Consider the following 16,941-nt stretch of genomic DNA (forward strand, 5'->3'; position numbering starts at 1 on the left):
AACGCCGCTGGACGTGCACAAATCGCCCAACAAGGAGACAACATGAAGGTCAATCTGGGTACGGGAGCGCAGAACTCCCACGACTGGGAGCGCGTGCTCGCCGGTGACTTCAGCACCCCGCCGGCCACCCCGGACTACCAGTGCGTGCAGGCCGCGCTGGCCCTCGGCGACCTCGCCGAGCCGCTCGGCTTCGACGGGATCTGGTTCCCCGAGCACCACGGCACGCCATATGGCATGACGCCCAACCCGATTCAGGCCCTGACCTACTTCGCCGGACGCACCGAGCGGGTCAGCCTGGGTACGTTCGTGGCGGTGGTGCCGTGGTGGAACCCGATCCGGCTCGCCACCCAGATCGCCTACCTCGACATCGTCTCCAACGGGCGCTACACCACGATCGGCCTGGGCCGCGGGGTGTCCAAGGGTGAGTTCGCCGCGGTCGGCGTGCCGCGGGAGGAGAGCCGCGACCGCTTCAACGAGACGCTGGACATTCTCAAGCTGGCCTTCTCCGGTGAGCGGTTCTCCTATGAGGGCAAGATCTTCTCGTTCCCGGAGATGTCGTTGCGGCCCGAGCCGATCAGCACCGACCTGTTCGACCGCATCTACAGCTCGTCCTCGACCGCCGAGTCGCTGGAGATCCTGTCCCGGCGCGGCATGGTGCCGCTGTTCGTGGGCAACAAGCCGATCACCGATGCCGGTGAGGAGGTCCGCAAGGTCAACACCTTCCGTGCCGAGGAGGGCCTGGGGCCCTGTCAGCCCAAGAACGTGATGTTCATGTACTGCGTGGGCTCCGAGGACGAGGTGGCTCAGACCGAGGAATGGATCTGGACCGCCAACCGGGATGTCAACGTGCACTACGGCTTTGCCGACGCATCCAATTTCAAAGGCGTGAAGGGCTACGAGGCCTATGCCGCCCGCGAGGCCAGCGCGACGGCCGTGCTGGCCTCGGAGGTCGGCAATCAGAAGAAGGGCGGCCCGCCCGGATACCACGCCTCCAACCTGCTGATCGGCACTCCCGAGACGGTGTTCGAGAAGCTCAAGGCCGCCCAGGAGGCGTGCTCGTTCTGCGAGGTCACCATCGTCCCGCAGTTCGGCACCATGCCGTACGAGAAGGCGATGGAGTCCACCAAGCTGTTCGCCGCCGAGGTGCTGCCCGCGGTCCATGACATGCCCGCCCCCCTGCACGCGGCCGCGCTCCCGGAGAAGGCCAACGCATGACCCAACCGAACACGTGCGGGCCCACCGAAACCCCAACCGATTTCGACGTCGACGCGATCCGGGAGAAGTACGCCGCCGAGCGGGCCAAGCGCCTGCGACCCGAGGGTGGCGACCAGTACCTGGAACTGGACGGTGATTTCGCCGAGTTCTCCGAGGTCGACCCTTACACCACAGTGACCGAGCGCGACCCGATCGCCGAGGACGCCGACGTCGTCATCCTCGGCGGTGGTTTCGCCGGCCTGCTGGCCGGAGCGTACTTGAAGAAGGCCGGTGTCGAGGGCATCCGGGTCATCGAGATGGCGGGTGACTTCGGCGGGGTGTGGTACTGGAACCGGTTCCCGGGAATCCAGTGCGACAACGACGCCTACTGCTACATCCCGCTGCTCGAAGAACTCGACTTCATGCCGAGCAAGAAGTTCGCCGACGGCGCCGAGATCTTCCAGCACTGCCGCAACATCGGTAAGCATTTCGGCCTCTACGACGGCGCGTTGTTCTCCACCCAGGTGCGCGAACTGCGTTGGGAGGACGAGACGCAGAGGTGGCGGATCAGCACCGACCGGGGCGACGACATCCGAGCCCGATTCGTCGTCATGGCGCAGGGCTCCTACAACGTGCCGAAGCTGCCGGGCATCCCCGGTATCAAGGAATACAAGGCCGCGGGCGGGCACGTGTTCCACTCGGCGCGCTGGGATTACGACTACACGGGCGGCGACGCCGACGGTGGCCTGCACAAGCTGGCCGACAAACGCGTCGCCCTTGTCGGCACCGGCGCAACCGGTATCCAGCTGGTACCTCACCTCGGCCGTGACGCCAAGGAACTCTTCGTCTTCCAGCGCACGCCGTCCTCGGTGGACGCCCGGACCAACCCGCCCACCGATCCGGTCTGGGCCGCGTCGCTGCAGCCGGGGTGGCAGGAGGAGCGCAAGCGCAACTTCCACAACTGGTCACCGTTCGTCGGTGTGGTGTTCGGTGAACCGGACCTGGTCTGCGACTTCTGGACCGAGCTCGGGCGCAACCTGACCGCCCGGATTGCGGCGAGCGAGGACCCGGCCTCGGTCACCATCGAGCAGATCATGGCGTTCCGGGAAGAAGAAGACTTCAAGATCATGGAGCGGCTGCGTCGTCTGGTCGCCGAGATCGTCGAGGATCCCGATACCGCCGAGGCGCTCAAGCCGTACTACCGCTTCATGTGCAAGCGACCGACGTCCAGTGAGCACTATCTGGCCACGTTCAACCGTCCCAACGTGACGCTCGTGGACGTCTCGGCATCCAAGGGTGTCGAGCGGTTGACCGAGAAAGGGATTATCGCCGACGGCGTCGAATACGAGGTCGACTGCGTGGTTTTCGCTAGCGGCTTCGAGATCTCCACTGAGATCAGCCGCCGGTTCGCGATCGACAAGATCGAGGGCCGCGACGGGCTGGAGCTGTTCGACTACTGGCAGAACGACTACAAGACCCTGCACGGGATGACCAGCCGTGGCTTCCCCAACCAGTTCTTCATGGGCTTCATCCAGGGCGGCGTGTCGGCCAACACCACGGCGATGTTCGAACAGCAGGCCAAGCACATCGCCTACATCATCGCCGAGGCGCAGAACCGGGGCGCCACCACGGTCGAGCCGAGCCAGGAGGGCCAGGACGCCTGGGTCTCGACGGTCCGTGACCTGTCGATCGACAACTCGGCGTTCGAATTGTCGTGCACGCCGGGTTACTACAACAACGAGGGCCGCGGTGGCGCCGAACGCAACGGCGCTTTCCTCGGTGATTTCTACTCGCCGGGGTTCTACGCCTTCGACGAGCTGATCGCCGACTGGCGGGCCAAGGGCGATCTCGACGGATTAGAGCTCACCTCATGACGACTACGACCGCTCTTCAGACCCGGGATATCAAGCCGCGCATCGGAACCGAGATCCGGGCCGATAAGGCCGCGTTGCTGTCGGGGGAGCACGCCGGGCGGATCCGGGAACTGCTCGAGCAGCGTGGGGTACTGGTGTTCCCGCAGATCGGGTTCACCGACGACGAGCAGATCGCGTTCACCGAAACCCTGGGCACGTTCGCTCCCGAGCACCAGGGCGAGAAGCTGTACAAAGTCTCTCTCGATACCGAGGTGAACAAGCAGGCCGACTATCTCAAGGGCTCGCTGTACTGGCACATCGACGGAACGATGAACGAGGTGCCGATCCTGGCCTCGTTGCTGCAGAGCGTCGCGCTGGGCAACCCGGAGGAAGGCGATACCGAGTTCTGCAACACCTATGCCGCCTACGACGACCTGTCCGATGAGGACAAGGCCGAGATCGAGGGTCTGCGGGTGATGCACTCGGCGTGGAACACGCTGTTCTACTACGACCCGGAACCCAGCGCGAAGGCGCTGCGCCGGATGATGGCGATCGGTGACCGGGAACTGCCGTTGGTGTGGACGCATCAGTCCGGCCGCAAGTCGCTGGTGCTGGGTGCCACCGCACGGCACATCACCGACATCGACTTCCGCAAGAGCGCCGAACTGCTGGTGCGGCTTCGGGATTGGGCCACCCAGCCGGACTTCACCTACCGGCACAAGTGGACCGTCGGTGACCTGGTGATCTGGGACAACACCGGAACCATGCACCGGGCCACACCGTATGACCCGACGTCGGGACGGCTGTTGCAGCGCACCAAACTCGAGGGCGAGGAGCCCTTCGCTTGAGCACACTCAGATTCGACGATCGCGTCGCCGTCATCACCGGCGCCGGACGGGGACTGGGCCGCGAATACGCCCTGTTACTCGCGTCGAGGGGCGCAAAGGTCGTCGTCAATGATCCCGGTGGCAGTCTGACCGGGGATGGCACCGACTCGGGGCCGGCGCAGGACGTCGTCGACGAGATCGTCTCGGCCGGTGGGCAAGCCGTCGCCGTCACGGATTCGGTGGCGAGCCCCGAAGGTGGCCGGGCCATCATCGACGCGGCCGTCGAACGCTTCGGTCGCGTGGACATCCTGATCCACAACGCGGGCACCGTGCGCCGCGGCTCACTCAAGGAGATGAGCTACGACGACTTTGAGGCCGTGCTCGACGTCCACCTGCGCGGCGCATTTCACGTTGTGCGTGCGGCGTTTCCACTGATGTGCGAAGCCGGGTACGGCCGCGTCGTGCTGACCTCGTCGATCGGCGGACTGTACGGCAACCATGAGGTGGCCAACTACGCGGCGGCCAAGGCCGGGATCCTCGGTCTGTGCAACGTGGTGGCGCTGGAAGGCGCCGCCGACGGTGTGGTGTGCAACGCGATCGTTCCGGGTGCGGTGACTCGGATGGCCGAGGGCCTGGACACCTCGGCGTACCCGCCGATGGGCGCGGACCTGGTGGCCCCTGCCGTCGGCTGGTTGTCGCACGAATCCTGCTCGGTCACAGGCGAGTTCTTCGTGGCGATCGCCGGGCGGATCGCCCGTGCCGTCGTCGCCGAATCACCGGGGGTGTACCAGCCCTCGTGGACCGTGGAGGAGGTCGGCGAGCAGATGGACCGCATCCGCGACGTAAGTGAGCCGGTGATCTTCCCGGTGGTTCCCGACGGTCATGCCGATCACATCCGTTACAGCTTCGGACGATCAGCAGAAGGGGTCAGCTCATGACATCCGGTCCACTGCAGGGCGTTCGGGTCATCGACCTCACCGCCATGGTGATGGGGCCGTACTGCACGCAGATCATGGCCGACATGGGCGCCGACGTCATCAAGGTCGAGACACCGGCCGGCGACAACACCCGTTACATCTCGGTGGGCCCGGCTCCCGGGATGAGCGGCGTCTTCGTCAACGTCAACCGCGGCAAGCGCAGTGTGGTGCTGGATCTGCGGTCGGAACAGGGCAAGGCCGACCTGCGCGCTCTGATCGCCGACGCCGACGTGTTCATCCACTCGATGCGGGCCAAGGCCATCACCAAGCTCGGCTTCGGCTACGACGACGTGGCCGCGATCAACCCGGGCATCGTCTACACCAATTGCTACGGGTATGGCCGGCGCGGCCCGGACGCCGACCGGCCGGCCTACGACGACACCATCCAGGCCGAGTGCGGATTGCCCGCGGTACAACAGCAATTGACCGGCGAGGCCTCCTACGTGGGCACCATCATGGCCGACAAGGTGGCCGGACTGACCGCGCTGTACGCCACGACGATGGCCTTGTTCCACCGGGAGCGCACCGGCGAGGGCCAGGAGGTCGAGGTCAGCATGTTCGAGACCATGGCCTCCTTCATGCTGGTCGAACATGCCAACGGCGCCATGTTCGACCCCCCGCTGGGACCCGCGGTGTATCCGAGGGCGGTCACTCCCAACCGCAAGCCGTACGAGACCAAGGACGGTCACATCGCGGCGCTCGTCTACAACGACAAGCACTGGAACGCCTTCATCGACCGGGTGCAGCCCGCGTGGAACACCGAACAGTTCGCGACACTCGAACAGCGCGCCCGGCAGATCGACACGGTGTACGGGCTGGTGGCGCAGACTCTCAAGGAGCGCACCACCGCGGAGTGGCTGGATCTGTTCGCGGAGTTGGAGATTCCCGCTGCCCCCATGCTCACTCCCGACGCGCTGTTCGAGAACGAGCACCTCAACGCCGTCGGGCTGTTCGAGACCGTCGACACCCCGCACGGCCGGGTGCGGATGCCGGGCGTGCCCACCTGGTTCTCCCGGACTCCGGGTCACGTGGCCGGGTACGCACCGGAACTGGGTGCCGATACCGCCGCGGTGCTCGCCGAGCTCGACCCACGGGACATCGCCGGGTAACGGCGGACCAGAGCAGGAACAGAAAGGCCAGGAGTGGATTTCGATTTTGGCGAGGCGGCCGGCACGCTGCGGGGTGAGCTGCGGGCGCTGATCGCCGACCAGGTGCCCGCCGATTTTCTCGGCGCGTTCACCGATGACCCCGCCGATCTTGCGGTGGCCCAGCAGTTCTGCCGCACGCTGGCGCAACAGCACCTGCTGTGCATGTCGTGGCCGAAGGAGTTCGGCGGCGGCGACGCCTCGGTGTGGGAGCAGACGGTGGTGCGCGAGGAGATGTGGGCGCACCATGAACCGCGCGGTGCCCAGTACATGGGTGTCAACTGGGTGGGCCCGATCATCATGCGGCACGGCACCGAAGAGCAGCAGCGCAAGCACCTGCCGCCGATCGCCAACGGTGAAGTGATCTGGTGCCAGGGCTTTTCCGAGCCTGAGGCGGGTTCGGACCTGGCCTCGTTGCGTACGTTCGCCCGGCGGGAGGACGACGGCTGGCGGGTCAACGGTCAGAAGATCTGGACCTCCTACGCCACGATGGCGCAGTGGTGCTTCCTGCTCGCCCGCACGTCCAAGGGCGAGAAGAAACAACAGGGCATGACGATCTTCTTGGTGCCGATGGATTCGCCTGGAATCCAGGTGCGCCCGATCCGCACCATGATGGGTCCACACCATCTCAACGAGGTCTTCTTCGACGATCTCAAGGTCACCGAGGCCGATGTGCTCGGCACCGTGGATCAGGGCTGGTCGATCGTGCAGGACGTGGTGTCCTTCGAACGCGTCGGTATCGCCCGCTACGCGCGCTGCGAGCGGTTGCTACAGGCCGCGCCCGAGGTGCTCGGAGACAAGTGGGAGCAGTTGCCCGCCGAACTCCGGGGCCGCTGGACGCGGATGCTCACGCACTGCCGCCGGGCCCGGCTGATGGCCTACCGGGTGGTATCGATGCAGGCCACCGGGAGGGTGAATCCCGGTGACTCCGCGGCATATCGGATCGCGGTGACGAGGCTGGACCAGGAGAGTGCCGAGGTGCTCATGGAGATCGCCGCCGCGGTGCCCCGAGGTGGAAGCCCGGAAGCCGAGTACTTCCGCGCCGAGGTCGAGGACCATTGGCGGTACTCGCAGGCATCCACGGTGTCGTCGGGCAGCATCGAGATGCAGCGCATCCTGCTGTCCCGGACCATGCTGGCCGGAAAGGCGTGACGCGGATGATTCTGGATCTCAGCGACGACGCGAAAGAGTATGGCCGCGAGGCCCTGAAGGCGTTCGAAGCGGCCGGCGGCGATCAGCTGCTGGCCCAGGCCGACGCCAAGCCGGACACCCGCGCCGGGCTGGTCATGCCTGTGCTCGATGGCCTCGGTGTCTTCGAACTCGAACCTCGCGGTGATGCGGACTCATTGGAGGCCGCGGCTGCGGTGTGCCGCAGTGCCGGGTATTGGGCCCTGCCGTATCCGGTGGCCGAGCGACTGTCACGCCCGGCGGATCTGGACGTCGACGGTTTGGTCGTCGTCGATGCCGACGCGCCGGAGGCCGCACTGAAGGGGTTGGACAACCGTTGGGGCGCTGTCACATTGGACGGGGTACGCAGCACGGTGACCGCGACCGGAGCCTCGGGGCCGTCGTTCGCCACCGCACTGGAGCTGGCCGCTGCGGACACCGCCGGTCTGAATGACGTGGCGCTCGCCCTGACACTGCCGGCGTGGACGCTGCTCGGCATGCTGGACCGGGCCATCGATCTGACTGTCGCACACGTCAGCCTGCGCAAGCAGTTCGGCCAGCCGCTGTCGTCGTTCCAGGGCGTGCAGTTCCAGCTGACCGATGCCGAGGTGGAGCGCAGCGGCGTCGACATCCTCGCCAAGTACGCGTTGTGGAGCCTCGTCACCAACCCGGCAGACGAGGCGATCAACGACGCGCTGGCATTGCGCCTGGCCGCGATCGAGGCGGCCGAGGTTGTGTTCCGGGTGTGCCATCAGCTGCACGGGGCCGTCGGCTTCTGCGATGAAACCACGCTGTCCTGGCTGTCGCGTTACAGTCAGCCGTTGCGCCGCTTGCCCTTCGGGGTATCTAAAACCCGAGACACCCTGACCGCCCGGCTCGGCCAGCGCGGGCTCACCGGGTTGTTCTCGTCATGACCGACCTCGACGAATTCCGGGCCACCGTACGCGACTGGTGTGCGGCACACGTCCCGAAAGACTGGCGCGCCAACCAGACCGGCGTCGGTGACGACGAGTTCGCCGCGTTCCAGAAATCCTGGTTCGCCGAGCTGCACACCGCCGGCTTCGCCGTCCCGCATTGGCCCGCCGAATGGGGTGGCGGCATGTCGGTACCCGAGCAGATCGTGCTCTATCAGGAACTGGCCGCCCACGACGCGCCCCGCCTGGTGCTGGCCTTCGTCGGCATCCATCACGCCGCGTCCACACTGCTCGCCGCGGGCACCGAGGAGCAGCGGCGTCGGCACCTGCCCGCCATTCTCGACGGCGAGATCTGGGTACAGGGATTCTCCGAACCGGAGGCCGGAAGCGATCTGGCGGCCCTGCGCACCACGGCCCGTGCCGACGGCGAGAACTTCATCGTCAACGGTCAGAAGCTGTGGGCCAGTGGTGCTCTGCACGCCGACTGGTGTCTGCTGCTGGCCCGCACCGATCCGGAAGCACCCAAGCGGCACGGCATCTCCTACTTCCTGATGGACATGACCACACCCGGTATCGATGTGCGGCCGATCCGCAATGCTGTGGGTGATTCACACTTCTGCGAGATCTTCCTCAACGACGTCGCAGTGCCCGCCGCGAATTTGATCGGTCCGGTGAACAAGGGCTGGCAGGTGGCGCAGGCCACGCTCGGGGCCGAGCGTGGCATGACCATGCTGGAGTTGTCCGAGCGGCTGGGCAATGCGGGGTTCAAGTGGCTGCTCGAAGCCGCGCCGGTCGACGATCCCGTGGTGGCAGACCGGTTGGCGCAGTTCGAGATCGAGCTGACCGGCCTGCGCGGGATGTGCCGGGATCTGGTCGAACGCACCGAGGCGGGGCAGGCCGGCCCGGCAGATGCCTCGATCGTCAAGCTGTACTACAGCGAGTTGTTGCAGCGGATGACCGGATTCGGTGCCGAGATCGGCGGCCTGAACGCCCACACCGTACTCGCCAAACCGGCGTCCAGCGGCTGGGAGTCGGGCGCGTGGATGCTCGATTTCATCGGATCGTGGGAATGGACCATCCCCGGCGGAGCCAGCGAGATTCAGCGCACCATCATCGGTGAGCGCGGTCTGGGCCTGCCCCGAGAACCGAGTGCGGTGTGATGAGCGAGTTTTCCGAGCTTCATGACGAACTACGTTCCGTGGCAGCTGATCTGCTGGCCAAGGACACCATCGACTGGCCACTGCTGGTCTCGGCAGGCTGGGTCGGACTGGACGCGTCGGAGGAGGCCGGCGGCGCCGGTGCGACGTTCGCCGAAGTGGCGGTGATCTGTGAGGAGCTGGGCCGGGCTGCCGCGACGACCGGCTACCTGGGCGGTGCCGTGCTGGCCATCGGAGCCCTGAATGCGGTGCAGCCCAACGAGTGCCGTGACGCGGTGTTGCAGGCGGTGGTGGCGGGGGACACCCGCGCCGTGCTGGTCCTGCCAGGGACAGCCGAGCCGGCGCCATTCGATCTGGCCACCACCAGGCTGGGCTGGCGCGTCCACGGCCGGGCCTCCTTTGTGTCCGATGCGGCCGGAGCTCAGCGGTTGCTGCTGCCCGCACGTGACGCCGACGGTGTCCCGGTTCTGGTGGACGTGGCCGTCGAGGCACCTGGTCTCACTGTCACCGAGCAACCGGTGCTCGACGAAACCCACAGGCTGGCCACCGTGACGGCCGAGGGTGTGGAGGTCGACGAGGACGCGGTGTGGCGGTTCGACGGCGACGCCGAGGCCGGGTTGCGTGCCCTCGCCGACCGTGCCGCGCTCGCGGTGGCTTGCGACAGCCTGGGCGTCGCGCAGGCCATGCTCGACACCACGGTGTCCTACACCGGGGTCCGCCAACAGTTCGGCCGTCCGATCGGCTCGTTCCAGGCCGTCAAGCACGCGTGTGCCGACATGCTGGTGACGATCTCGATCGCCCGACAGCTCGTCGGCACTGCCATCGCGGCACCCGAGCCCCGCGCGGTGTCCATGGCCAAGGCGTACGCCACCGAGGCAGCCGTCGAGGTGGCCGGCAAGGCGATGCAGTTGCACGGCGGTATCGGCTACACCTGGGAGAGCGGCGTGCACGTGTACCTCAAGCGGGCTGCGCTCAACCGCTCGCTGTTCGGCTCGCCCGGCGAGCACCGCGCCAGGATCGCGCAAAGCTATCGATGAGCTGCGTACAGTAACCGCGTGCGGGTGGTGGCGGGATCAGCTGCGATTGTCGGCATATTCTTCTGCGGTCTGGTCGCTTCCGGGTTTCTGCTGTTCGACTACTACCGGTTGCGTCCGTTTCTGCTCCACCCGGTGATCTTCGGCGTCGCAGGTTGCGTGGCGCTGGCCATCGCCTGGGGGCTGGGGATTCGTCAGCCGGCGGTCAAATGGCTGGGCGTGGTGCTGATCGTTGTGGTCGGGGTGGTGTGGGGCGGCATCGCATGGTTTGCGATGTTGCTTGGCAGCGGTGTACGCGGGCACGAGAGCCAACGGCTCCCATCACCGAACGGTGACATGGAAATGGTGGTGTTCAGCGGCGGCGGGATCACGATCGACCCGATAACCTCGGTGCACGTCTACACCAACAATGGTCTGCTGTCGCGGGAAAACAGTCTCGGCTGCGTCAACGGCGACCGTGACGGGCTCAAATCAGTTGAGTGGACGGCGCCGCGGACGGTGCGGGTCGAGCTGTTGCGTGGCGGTACGACCACGATCACGCTGGACGACGGCGGGCGGCCGGATCAGACGATCAGTTGCTGACGCGATGAGTTTTCCGCACGGCGATGGTCGGTATGCATGACCGACCACTCACCGTGAAGGAGACACCATCGTGGTTACCCGTCAGAGCGCGCCGCTGGGCGCCCCCAACTGGATCGACCTGACCACGTCCGACGTTGAGCGTGCCCAGCAGTTCTACGGTGCGGTGTTCGGATGGACGTACGAGACCGGCGGCCCCGAGTACGGCGGCTACGTCACCGCATCCGTCGACGGCAATGTGGTGGCAGGCCTGATGAGCAATGACCCGCAGTGGAACGCGCCGGACGCCTGGACGACTTACCTGCACACCGCCGATGCCGATGCCACGGTGGCTGCGGTCGTCGCGGCCGGCGGGAGCAACTGCGGCGGCGTGATGGACATCCCGGCCAAGGGCCGGATGGCGATGATGACCGATACCGCCAACGGGTTCTTCGGGATCTGGCAGCCGGGCGGGCACGACGGCTTCGCGGTGTTCAACGAGGCCGGCGCGCCGGTGTATCACCAGCTGACCACCAGTGACTACGCCAAAGCGCTCGACTTCTACCGCACGGTCTTCGGCTGGACCACCCAGACCGTCTCGGACACCGATGAGTTCCGTTACAGCACTGCGGCGTTCGACGGGGAGGAACTGCTCGGCGTGATGGACGGATCGGCGTTCATCCCGGAGGGCGCACCCTCGGCGTGGACCACCTTCTTCGGTGCCGACGACGTGGACAAGACGATCGAGCTGGTCCTCGCCAACGGGGGCTCGGTGGTGCGCGCGGCCGAGGACACTCCCTACGGTCGGCTGGCCGCGGTGGCCGATCCGACCGGGGCTGGGTTCAATCTGTCCTCCTTGCAGGGCTGATCGCGTGTGAACCGGGGTGCGCCCGGGTAAGCATGTAGGCATGCCCGGCAACCACCCGATCTATCTCAAGGCGTGCGTGAACGGCGCGCGCACCCCGGAAGAGCACCCTGCTCTGCCCGTCACACCCGAGCAACTTGCCGAGGCGGCCGTCGCGGTGCATCAAGCCGGGGCGCAGGCAGTGCATCTGCATCCCAAGGACTCCGAGGGAGTGGATTCGCTGTCCGCGACGGCGGTTGAGGCGGCGGTCGCGGCGGTGCGTCACGCTGTGCCCGGTCTGCCGCTGGGCGTGACGACGGGCTATTGGGCGCTTCCCGATCCGCTGGGCCGGTTGGAGGCCGTCGAGGCCTGGGCGGAGCTCCCGGATTTCGCGTCGGTGAACTGGCACGAGCCCGGTGCCGAGGAGTTGGCCCGATTGCTCTTGAAGAAGGGCGTCGGGGTCGAGGCCGGGTTGTTCCACGCCGAAGCCGCCGCGGCGTGGGCGTCCTCCGAACTTGCCGAGCACTGCATGCGGGTGATGATCGAGTTGCCTGCCGACGGAGATGTCGACACGGCCGATGCCCTGCTCGCCGTGGTGGGTGCGGCGCAGTCGTCGGTGCCGGTGCTGTTGCACGGCTTGGACGAAAGCTGTTGGCCGTTACTGCAACACGCCGGGGCCCGCGGTGTGCAGGCCCGGATCGGGCTGGAGGACACCCTGCTGCTGCCGGACGGCAGCACCGCGCCGGACAACGAGGCGCTGGTGGCCGCAGCGGTGGACCTGCTCAGTCGGTAGTTGCACCGAGTGCGAAGTCGGCGAAATCGAATCCCGGCACGACCACACAACTGACCAGCGCGGGCTCGTCATCACGGGGCTTGGCGCGTTGCCAGTGGCCCGGCGGCACGAGCAGTTGCGGATGCTGGCCGGCAGCGATGTCGGGGCCCAGCAGAAGGCTTGTCGCGCTGTCCTTTTCCTCGCCGATCTCCAGGACCAGCGGGCTGCCCCGGTGGTGGAACCACAGCTCGGCGCTGCGCACGGTGTGCCAGGCTGACTGTTGGCCGGGCATCAGCAGGAACAGGATCGCGGTGCCGCCGCTGCGCGGGCCCGAGTAGCCCGTCGGCAGCGAGGCCTGGCTGATCGTCAGTTCGCTGCGCCAGGTCTCCCGGTACCAGCCCCCCTCGGGGTGCGGAGCGAGATCGAGCTCTCTGGCCCAGTCAGGTAATTCGGTCACACCCGATAGTCTCGTCGCTATGGTTCGAGTTCGTCCAGGTTGGCGCGTCGCCCCGGGGTGGCTGGCAGCCCTGTGTGCTGCGGTTCTGGTGGTGGTGGCCTGGCTGCCGTGGCTCACCACCAGCGCCAACGGTGGAGGCCGGGCCAATGCGATCGGTGGAGCGGTGGGCAGCATCGTGCTGCCCCATGGCTTCGGCGCCGGGCAGCTGATCGTATTGCTGGGGGCCGGCCTGATCGTGGCCGGGGCGATGGCCGGGCGAGGCCTGTCGCAGCGATGGGCTTCGGCTGCGGGACTGGTGATTTCGCTGGCATTGGTGGCGGTGACGGTGTGGTACTACACGCTCAACGTGAAGGGGCCGGTGGCAGCGGGTTACGGGCTCTATGTCGGGGGCGCGATGGCCGTGTTGGCCGGGTTGTGTTCGGTGTGGTCGCTCCTGTCGACGTTGGGGAGAAGCTGATGGGTGAATTCGTGACGCCGGTGGAGTTGACCGGGCAACGCTGGGTGACGCTGGAGCCGCTTGCGACCGCGCACATCCCCGAGATCGACGCTGCCGCCGCAGACGGCGAACTCGGGTCACTCTGGTACACGATGACGCCGCAGCCCGGCAGCGCAGAAGAGTGGGTGCAGCGCATGTTCGACCTCCGCGCTGCCGATCACGGCGTGACGTTCGTGGTGCGCAATCTCGATGGCGAACTGGTGGGTTCATCGAGCTACCTGCATGTCGATGGCCCGAACCGACGGCTGGAGATCGGGCACACCTGGTACACCGCCGCGGCGCGGCGCACCGGCATCAACGCCGAGACCAAGCTGTTGATGCTCGGTCACGCCTTCGACGAATTAAATTGTGTGGCAGTGGAATTCCGGACGCACTTCTTCAACTTCGCCAGCCGTGCGGCCATTGAGCGGCTCGGCGCCAAGCTCGACGGAGTGTTGCGCAGCCACCAGTTTGCGCCCGACGGCTCCCGTCGTGACACCGTCGTGTATTCGATCCTGGACATCGAATGGCCCGCGGCGCGGTCCAGCCTGAAGTTCAGGCTGGACCGCCGTGGCGGGACCGGTTAATCGGCGTCGACTGTGGTCTCGATCGACTTGCGGTCGGCACCGTGCGCTACCTCGATCTTGCGAGGCCGGGCACGTTCGGCCAGGGGGATGGTGACGGTGAGGACACCGTTCTCGTACGTGGCGGAGATCGCCGACGTGTCGATCCCCTCGCCGAGCGACAACTGGCGTCGGTAACTGCCGAAGAACCGCTCGTTGGCCAGCCATTGGACGGATTCTTCTGAACGCGCGGTTCGATGCGCCGAGATGGTCAGCGTGCCGTTGTCGACGTTGAGGTCCACCGAGCCCGGATCGACGCCCGGAAGATCGGCCGTCAGAACGTAGTGGTCACCGATCTTGCAGAGGTCCATCGGCATGAACCTCGGGGTGCGAGTTGACCCAGAATCGCCTGACAGCAAACTTCTGGTCAAAACATCAAGGTCGCTGAACGGATCAAAACGAAGCACAGTAATTCACCTCCCGGATCATCTCAGAGCCCGCCACCCTGGCGGGCAGCCAATCACTGTGCACCGCCGATATTAGCACTCGACCCAAGGGAGTGCCAGAAGATTTTCGGCGAATTTTCGTGTTATTACTGCATGTCACAGACCTACTCTGAGGACGGCCGCAGAGCAGCTGCGTGGGACGGTGGGTGGCGGAGCTGCCGTAGGCCCACGCGGCTGGCCGCCTTGTTCGACGGCGATGCCGACGATGTCGCCGCGAGCGTCCGCCGCCGAGTGAAAAGGGCCGTGGAGGGCCGGGCAGCAACCTGTTGCCTGGTGGATTGCGCCAGGCAGATTTCGGTTGCGCGAGTACCTGGGGTCTTTAGTAGGGTGGGCGGCATGCCGAGCCCTGAAGCGCACAAGATGGGGGTTTTCGGTCACGCCGTCAGCCCCCTGAATCACTGACTTTTCAGTTCCCGCTGGGGATGCTGGCCGCGGTGACGAGACGCCTCCTGTTCGTTCTCTCACCTCGGAGTCCTCGATGCCTTTTGCTCTCTACCTTCTTGCCCTGGCGGTTTTCGCCATGGGCACCTCGGAATTCATGCTCGCCGGGCTTGTTCCGGATATCGCCGTCGGTCTCGGGGTCACGGTCGGCGCTGCCGGCCTCCTGACTTCTGCCTTTGCCGTGGGAATGGTCATCGGTGCGCCGGCGATGGCCGTGCTCGCCCGGCGATGGCCGGCCCGGACCAGTCTGCTCGGCTGTGTGGTCGTCTTTGCGCTCTGCCATGTCGTTGGTGCGCTGACACCGAACTTCACGGTCCTCCTCGGTACCCGGGTCATCGCCGCACTGGCCAACGCCGGATTCCTGGCGGTGGCGCTCAGCACGGCCGGCGCTCTGGTGGCGGCGGACCAGAAGGGCCGCGCGCTGTCGGTACTGCTCGGCGGCACGACAGCCGCCACGATCGCGGGCGTCCCGGGTGGCGCAATGCTCGGTGCGCTGTTGGGATGGCGGTCCGCGTTCTGGGCGATCGCACTGCTGTGCCTGCCCGCCGCGGTCGGCATCCTGCACGGGATTTCCGTTCGCGCTGCAGGCAATTCGGGCCCCGCGGCTGACGATCCACGGCTACGCGATGAGCTCGCCCAACTCAAATCGCCGAAGCTGACATTGACGCTGCTGCTCGCCGCAATGGTCAACGCGGGCACGTTCGCCGCGTTCACTTTTCTGGCGCCCATCGTCACCGACATCGCCGGTCTGCCGCAGCTGTGGGTGCCGCTGGCGCTGGTGCTTTTCGGGTTCGGATCGTTCGCCGGGGTGACGGTGGCCGGCCGGTTGTCCGATCACCGTCCCCGCCTCGTCATCGGGGTGGGCGGGCCACTGTTGCTCTTCGGATGGATTATGTTGGCCGCCTTGGCGTCTCATACTGCAGCGTTGCTGATTCTGGTGGTGGTGCAGGGGACCTCGGCTTTTGCGGTGGGGAGCACCCTCATTGCCCGGGCGCTCTACGCGGCGTCCGGGGCTCCGACGATGGGCGGCTCGTACGCGACGGCGGCGCTGAACATCGGCGCCACCTGTGGCCCGGTGCTGGCCGCCGCCTCACTCGCTGGCCCGGCGGGAAATCTCGGGCCGGTGTGGGTCGCTGTCGTGCTCACCGGGCTCGCCCTGGTCGCGGTGCCTGCCATCACAATTCGACGACGGACACCGCAGCACCGGTGAGCCGGTCCCCGCAGTGATCGCACCTCAGCGCCGGGGAAAAACCGTGCCCGCAGCCGGTGTGCGTGAGGATCACCGCGGGGCCTTCGGGAGTGGAGAACGAGCGCTGCGCCCAGGCCAGCGCCGTCACCAGCACGGGCAGGAATGCGGCGCCCTTCGGTGTCAGCCGGTACTGGGGGTCCTCGTCGGCGGTCGTGAGAATGCCGTTGACCCGGAACGTCTGCAAGCGGTCGGCGAGCGATGCCGGTGGTGCGGCCAGCACCCGTTGGAAGTCGGAGAACCTCGACGTGCCGGTGAAGGCAGCCACCATGATCGCGAACGCCCAGCGGTTACCGAGCACGCTCATGGTCTGGGGGAACAGGCCCGAGGGGGAGTCGCGCCGGTCATCGACGGACCGTCGTCGGGTCGTCACCGCGGGCAGCGATCGCTCCCAACCCCCGGTCGGTCCCCACTCGGCGGTCACATCGCCTGCCGTGGTCGGCTGATCGCATCCGCCGCACGTCAGAACCGGGCTGAAATCTGCGCCGCAGCCCAGATGCCGCATCCTGGGCAGTGCCTCACGGTGTTCGGGCACCCAGTGACGTTCCCACTCCCAGATCGACACCAGCACCGGCCACAGCGCCCGGCCGCGCGGGGTGACGAGGTACTCGTCGCGGGGTGGCCGCTCCTGATAGCGGTCGCGACGCAGCAGACCGTCTTCGGTCAGGGAGCCCAGGCGGCGGGTCAGCACAGAGTTGGAGATCGGCAGCCGGGTTTTGAACTGGCCGTAGCGGGCGGCACCCAGCAGGGCCTGTTGCATCACCAGCAGCGTCCACTCGTCGCCGACCAGGGCCAGCATCTGTCCGACGGC

At 66.7% G+C, this 16,941-nt stretch carries 18 protein-coding genes; 15 read left to right on the forward strand and 3 right to left on the reverse strand.

Annotation, left to right across the window (positions count from 1 at the left end; translation table 11 throughout):
* The first annotated feature begins 42 nt into the window (after positions 1–42).
* The 12 genes from ACNQR1_RS08005 to ACNQR1_RS08060 all read left to right on the forward strand — a co-directional run bounded on the left by ACNQR1_RS08005 (position 43) and on the right by ACNQR1_RS08060 (position 12,463).
* Positions 43–1,215: an LLM class flavin-dependent oxidoreductase gene (locus tag ACNQR1_RS08005; protein ID WP_276128096.1), complete on the forward strand. Its 1,173-nt coding sequence runs from the start codon at positions 43–45 to the stop codon at positions 1,213–1,215.
* Positions 1,212–3,068, forward strand: coding sequence for a flavin-containing monooxygenase (locus ACNQR1_RS08010; RefSeq protein WP_418045348.1), 1,857 nt, complete (start codon positions 1,212–1,214; stop codon positions 3,066–3,068). Before ACNQR1_RS08005 ends, ACNQR1_RS08010 begins: the two co-directional genes overlap by 4 nt.
* Positions 3,065–3,895 carry a TauD/TfdA dioxygenase family protein gene (locus ACNQR1_RS08015; protein ID WP_418045350.1) on the forward strand — a complete coding sequence of 277 codons (831 nt, stop codon included), beginning with the start codon at positions 3,065–3,067 and terminating at the stop codon, positions 3,893–3,895. Before ACNQR1_RS08010 ends, ACNQR1_RS08015 begins: the two co-directional genes overlap by 4 nt.
* On the forward strand, positions 3,892–4,812 hold the full coding sequence (locus ACNQR1_RS08020; RefSeq protein ID WP_418045352.1) for an SDR family NAD(P)-dependent oxidoreductase: 921 nt from the start codon (positions 3,892–3,894) through the stop codon (positions 4,810–4,812). The genes ACNQR1_RS08015 and ACNQR1_RS08020 overlap by 4 nt, the downstream gene beginning before the upstream one ends.
* The gene (locus ACNQR1_RS08025; protein WP_418045354.1) at positions 4,809–5,960 is read left to right on the forward strand and encodes a CaiB/BaiF CoA transferase family protein; all 1,152 of its coding nucleotides are present in this window, start codon (positions 4,809–4,811) and stop codon (positions 5,958–5,960) included. Before ACNQR1_RS08020 ends, ACNQR1_RS08025 begins: the two co-directional genes overlap by 4 nt.
* A 33-nt stretch (positions 5,961–5,993) precedes the next feature.
* On the forward strand, positions 5,994–7,148 hold the full coding sequence (locus tag ACNQR1_RS08030; protein WP_418045356.1) for an acyl-CoA dehydrogenase family protein: 1,155 nt from the start codon (positions 5,994–5,996) through the stop codon (positions 7,146–7,148).
* A gap of 5 nt (positions 7,149–7,153) precedes the next feature.
* Positions 7,154–8,077: an acyl-CoA dehydrogenase family protein gene (locus tag ACNQR1_RS08035; protein ID WP_418045358.1), complete on the forward strand. Its 924-nt coding sequence runs from the start codon at positions 7,154–7,156 to the stop codon at positions 8,075–8,077.
* Positions 8,074–9,237: an acyl-CoA dehydrogenase family protein gene (locus tag ACNQR1_RS08040; RefSeq protein WP_418045360.1), complete on the forward strand. Its 1,164-nt coding sequence runs from the start codon at positions 8,074–8,076 to the stop codon at positions 9,235–9,237. Before ACNQR1_RS08035 ends, ACNQR1_RS08040 begins: the two co-directional genes overlap by 4 nt.
* The gene (locus ACNQR1_RS08045) at positions 9,237–10,271 is read left to right on the forward strand and encodes an acyl-CoA dehydrogenase family protein (RefSeq protein WP_418045362.1); all 1,035 of its coding nucleotides are present in this window, start codon (positions 9,237–9,239) and stop codon (positions 10,269–10,271) included. Before ACNQR1_RS08040 ends, ACNQR1_RS08045 begins: the two co-directional genes overlap by 1 nt.
* An 18-nt stretch (positions 10,272–10,289) precedes the next feature.
* A complete protein-coding gene (locus tag ACNQR1_RS08050; RefSeq protein WP_418045364.1) occupies positions 10,290–10,850 on the forward strand; it encodes a hypothetical protein in 561 nt (186 codons plus the stop codon).
* 70 nt (positions 10,851–10,920) lie between these two features.
* A complete protein-coding gene (locus ACNQR1_RS08055) occupies positions 10,921–11,694 on the forward strand; it encodes a VOC family protein (protein ID WP_418045366.1) in 774 nt (257 codons plus the stop codon).
* 40 nt (positions 11,695–11,734) lie between these two features.
* Complete coding sequence (locus ACNQR1_RS08060; protein WP_418045368.1) at positions 11,735–12,463, forward strand: 3-keto-5-aminohexanoate cleavage protein; 729 nt, start codon at positions 11,735–11,737, stop codon at positions 12,461–12,463.
* Here ACNQR1_RS08060 and ACNQR1_RS08065 read toward each other — a convergent pair.
* Positions 12,453–12,899 carry a cupin domain-containing protein gene (locus tag ACNQR1_RS08065; RefSeq protein ID WP_418045370.1) on the reverse strand — a complete coding sequence of 149 codons (447 nt, stop codon included), beginning with the start codon at positions 12,897–12,899 and terminating at the stop codon, positions 12,453–12,455. The two genes, ACNQR1_RS08060 and ACNQR1_RS08065, sit on opposite strands and share 11 nt — an antisense overlap.
* A gap of 19 nt (positions 12,900–12,918) precedes the next feature.
* Between ACNQR1_RS08065 and ACNQR1_RS08070 the strand changes: the two genes are divergently transcribed.
* Both ACNQR1_RS08070 and ACNQR1_RS08075 read left to right on the forward strand, forming a co-directional pair.
* A complete protein-coding gene (locus tag ACNQR1_RS08070) occupies positions 12,919–13,356 on the forward strand; it encodes a hypothetical protein (protein ID WP_418045372.1) in 438 nt (145 codons plus the stop codon).
* Positions 13,356–13,961, forward strand: a complete 606-nt coding sequence (locus ACNQR1_RS08075; protein ID WP_418045374.1) for a GNAT family N-acetyltransferase — start codon at positions 13,356–13,358, stop codon at positions 13,959–13,961. Before ACNQR1_RS08070 ends, ACNQR1_RS08075 begins: the two co-directional genes overlap by 1 nt.
* Here ACNQR1_RS08075 and ACNQR1_RS08080 read toward each other — a convergent pair.
* Complete coding sequence (locus ACNQR1_RS08080) at positions 13,958–14,404, reverse strand: Hsp20/alpha crystallin family protein (protein WP_211155786.1); 447 nt, start codon at positions 14,402–14,404, stop codon at positions 13,958–13,960. The genes ACNQR1_RS08075 and ACNQR1_RS08080 overlap by 4 nt on opposite strands.
* A 517-nt stretch (positions 14,405–14,921) precedes the next feature.
* On the opposite strand from ACNQR1_RS08080, the gene ACNQR1_RS08085 reads away from it, so the two are divergent.
* Positions 14,922–16,094, forward strand: a complete 1,173-nt coding sequence (locus tag ACNQR1_RS08085; RefSeq protein ID WP_418045376.1) for a Cmx/CmrA family chloramphenicol efflux MFS transporter — start codon at positions 14,922–14,924, stop codon at positions 16,092–16,094.
* On the opposite strand, the gene ACNQR1_RS08090 is transcribed toward ACNQR1_RS08085, so the two are convergent.
* Positions 16,060–16,929: a winged helix-turn-helix transcriptional regulator gene (locus tag ACNQR1_RS08090; protein ID WP_418050315.1), complete on the reverse strand. Its 870-nt coding sequence runs from the start codon at positions 16,927–16,929 to the stop codon at positions 16,060–16,062. The genes ACNQR1_RS08085 and ACNQR1_RS08090 overlap by 35 nt on opposite strands.
* Positions 16,930–16,941: the final 12 nt, after the last annotated feature.

Source organism: Mycobacterium sp. 48b (assembly GCF_048282725.1).
GTDB lineage: Bacteria > Actinomycetota > Actinomycetes > Mycobacteriales > Mycobacteriaceae > Mycobacterium.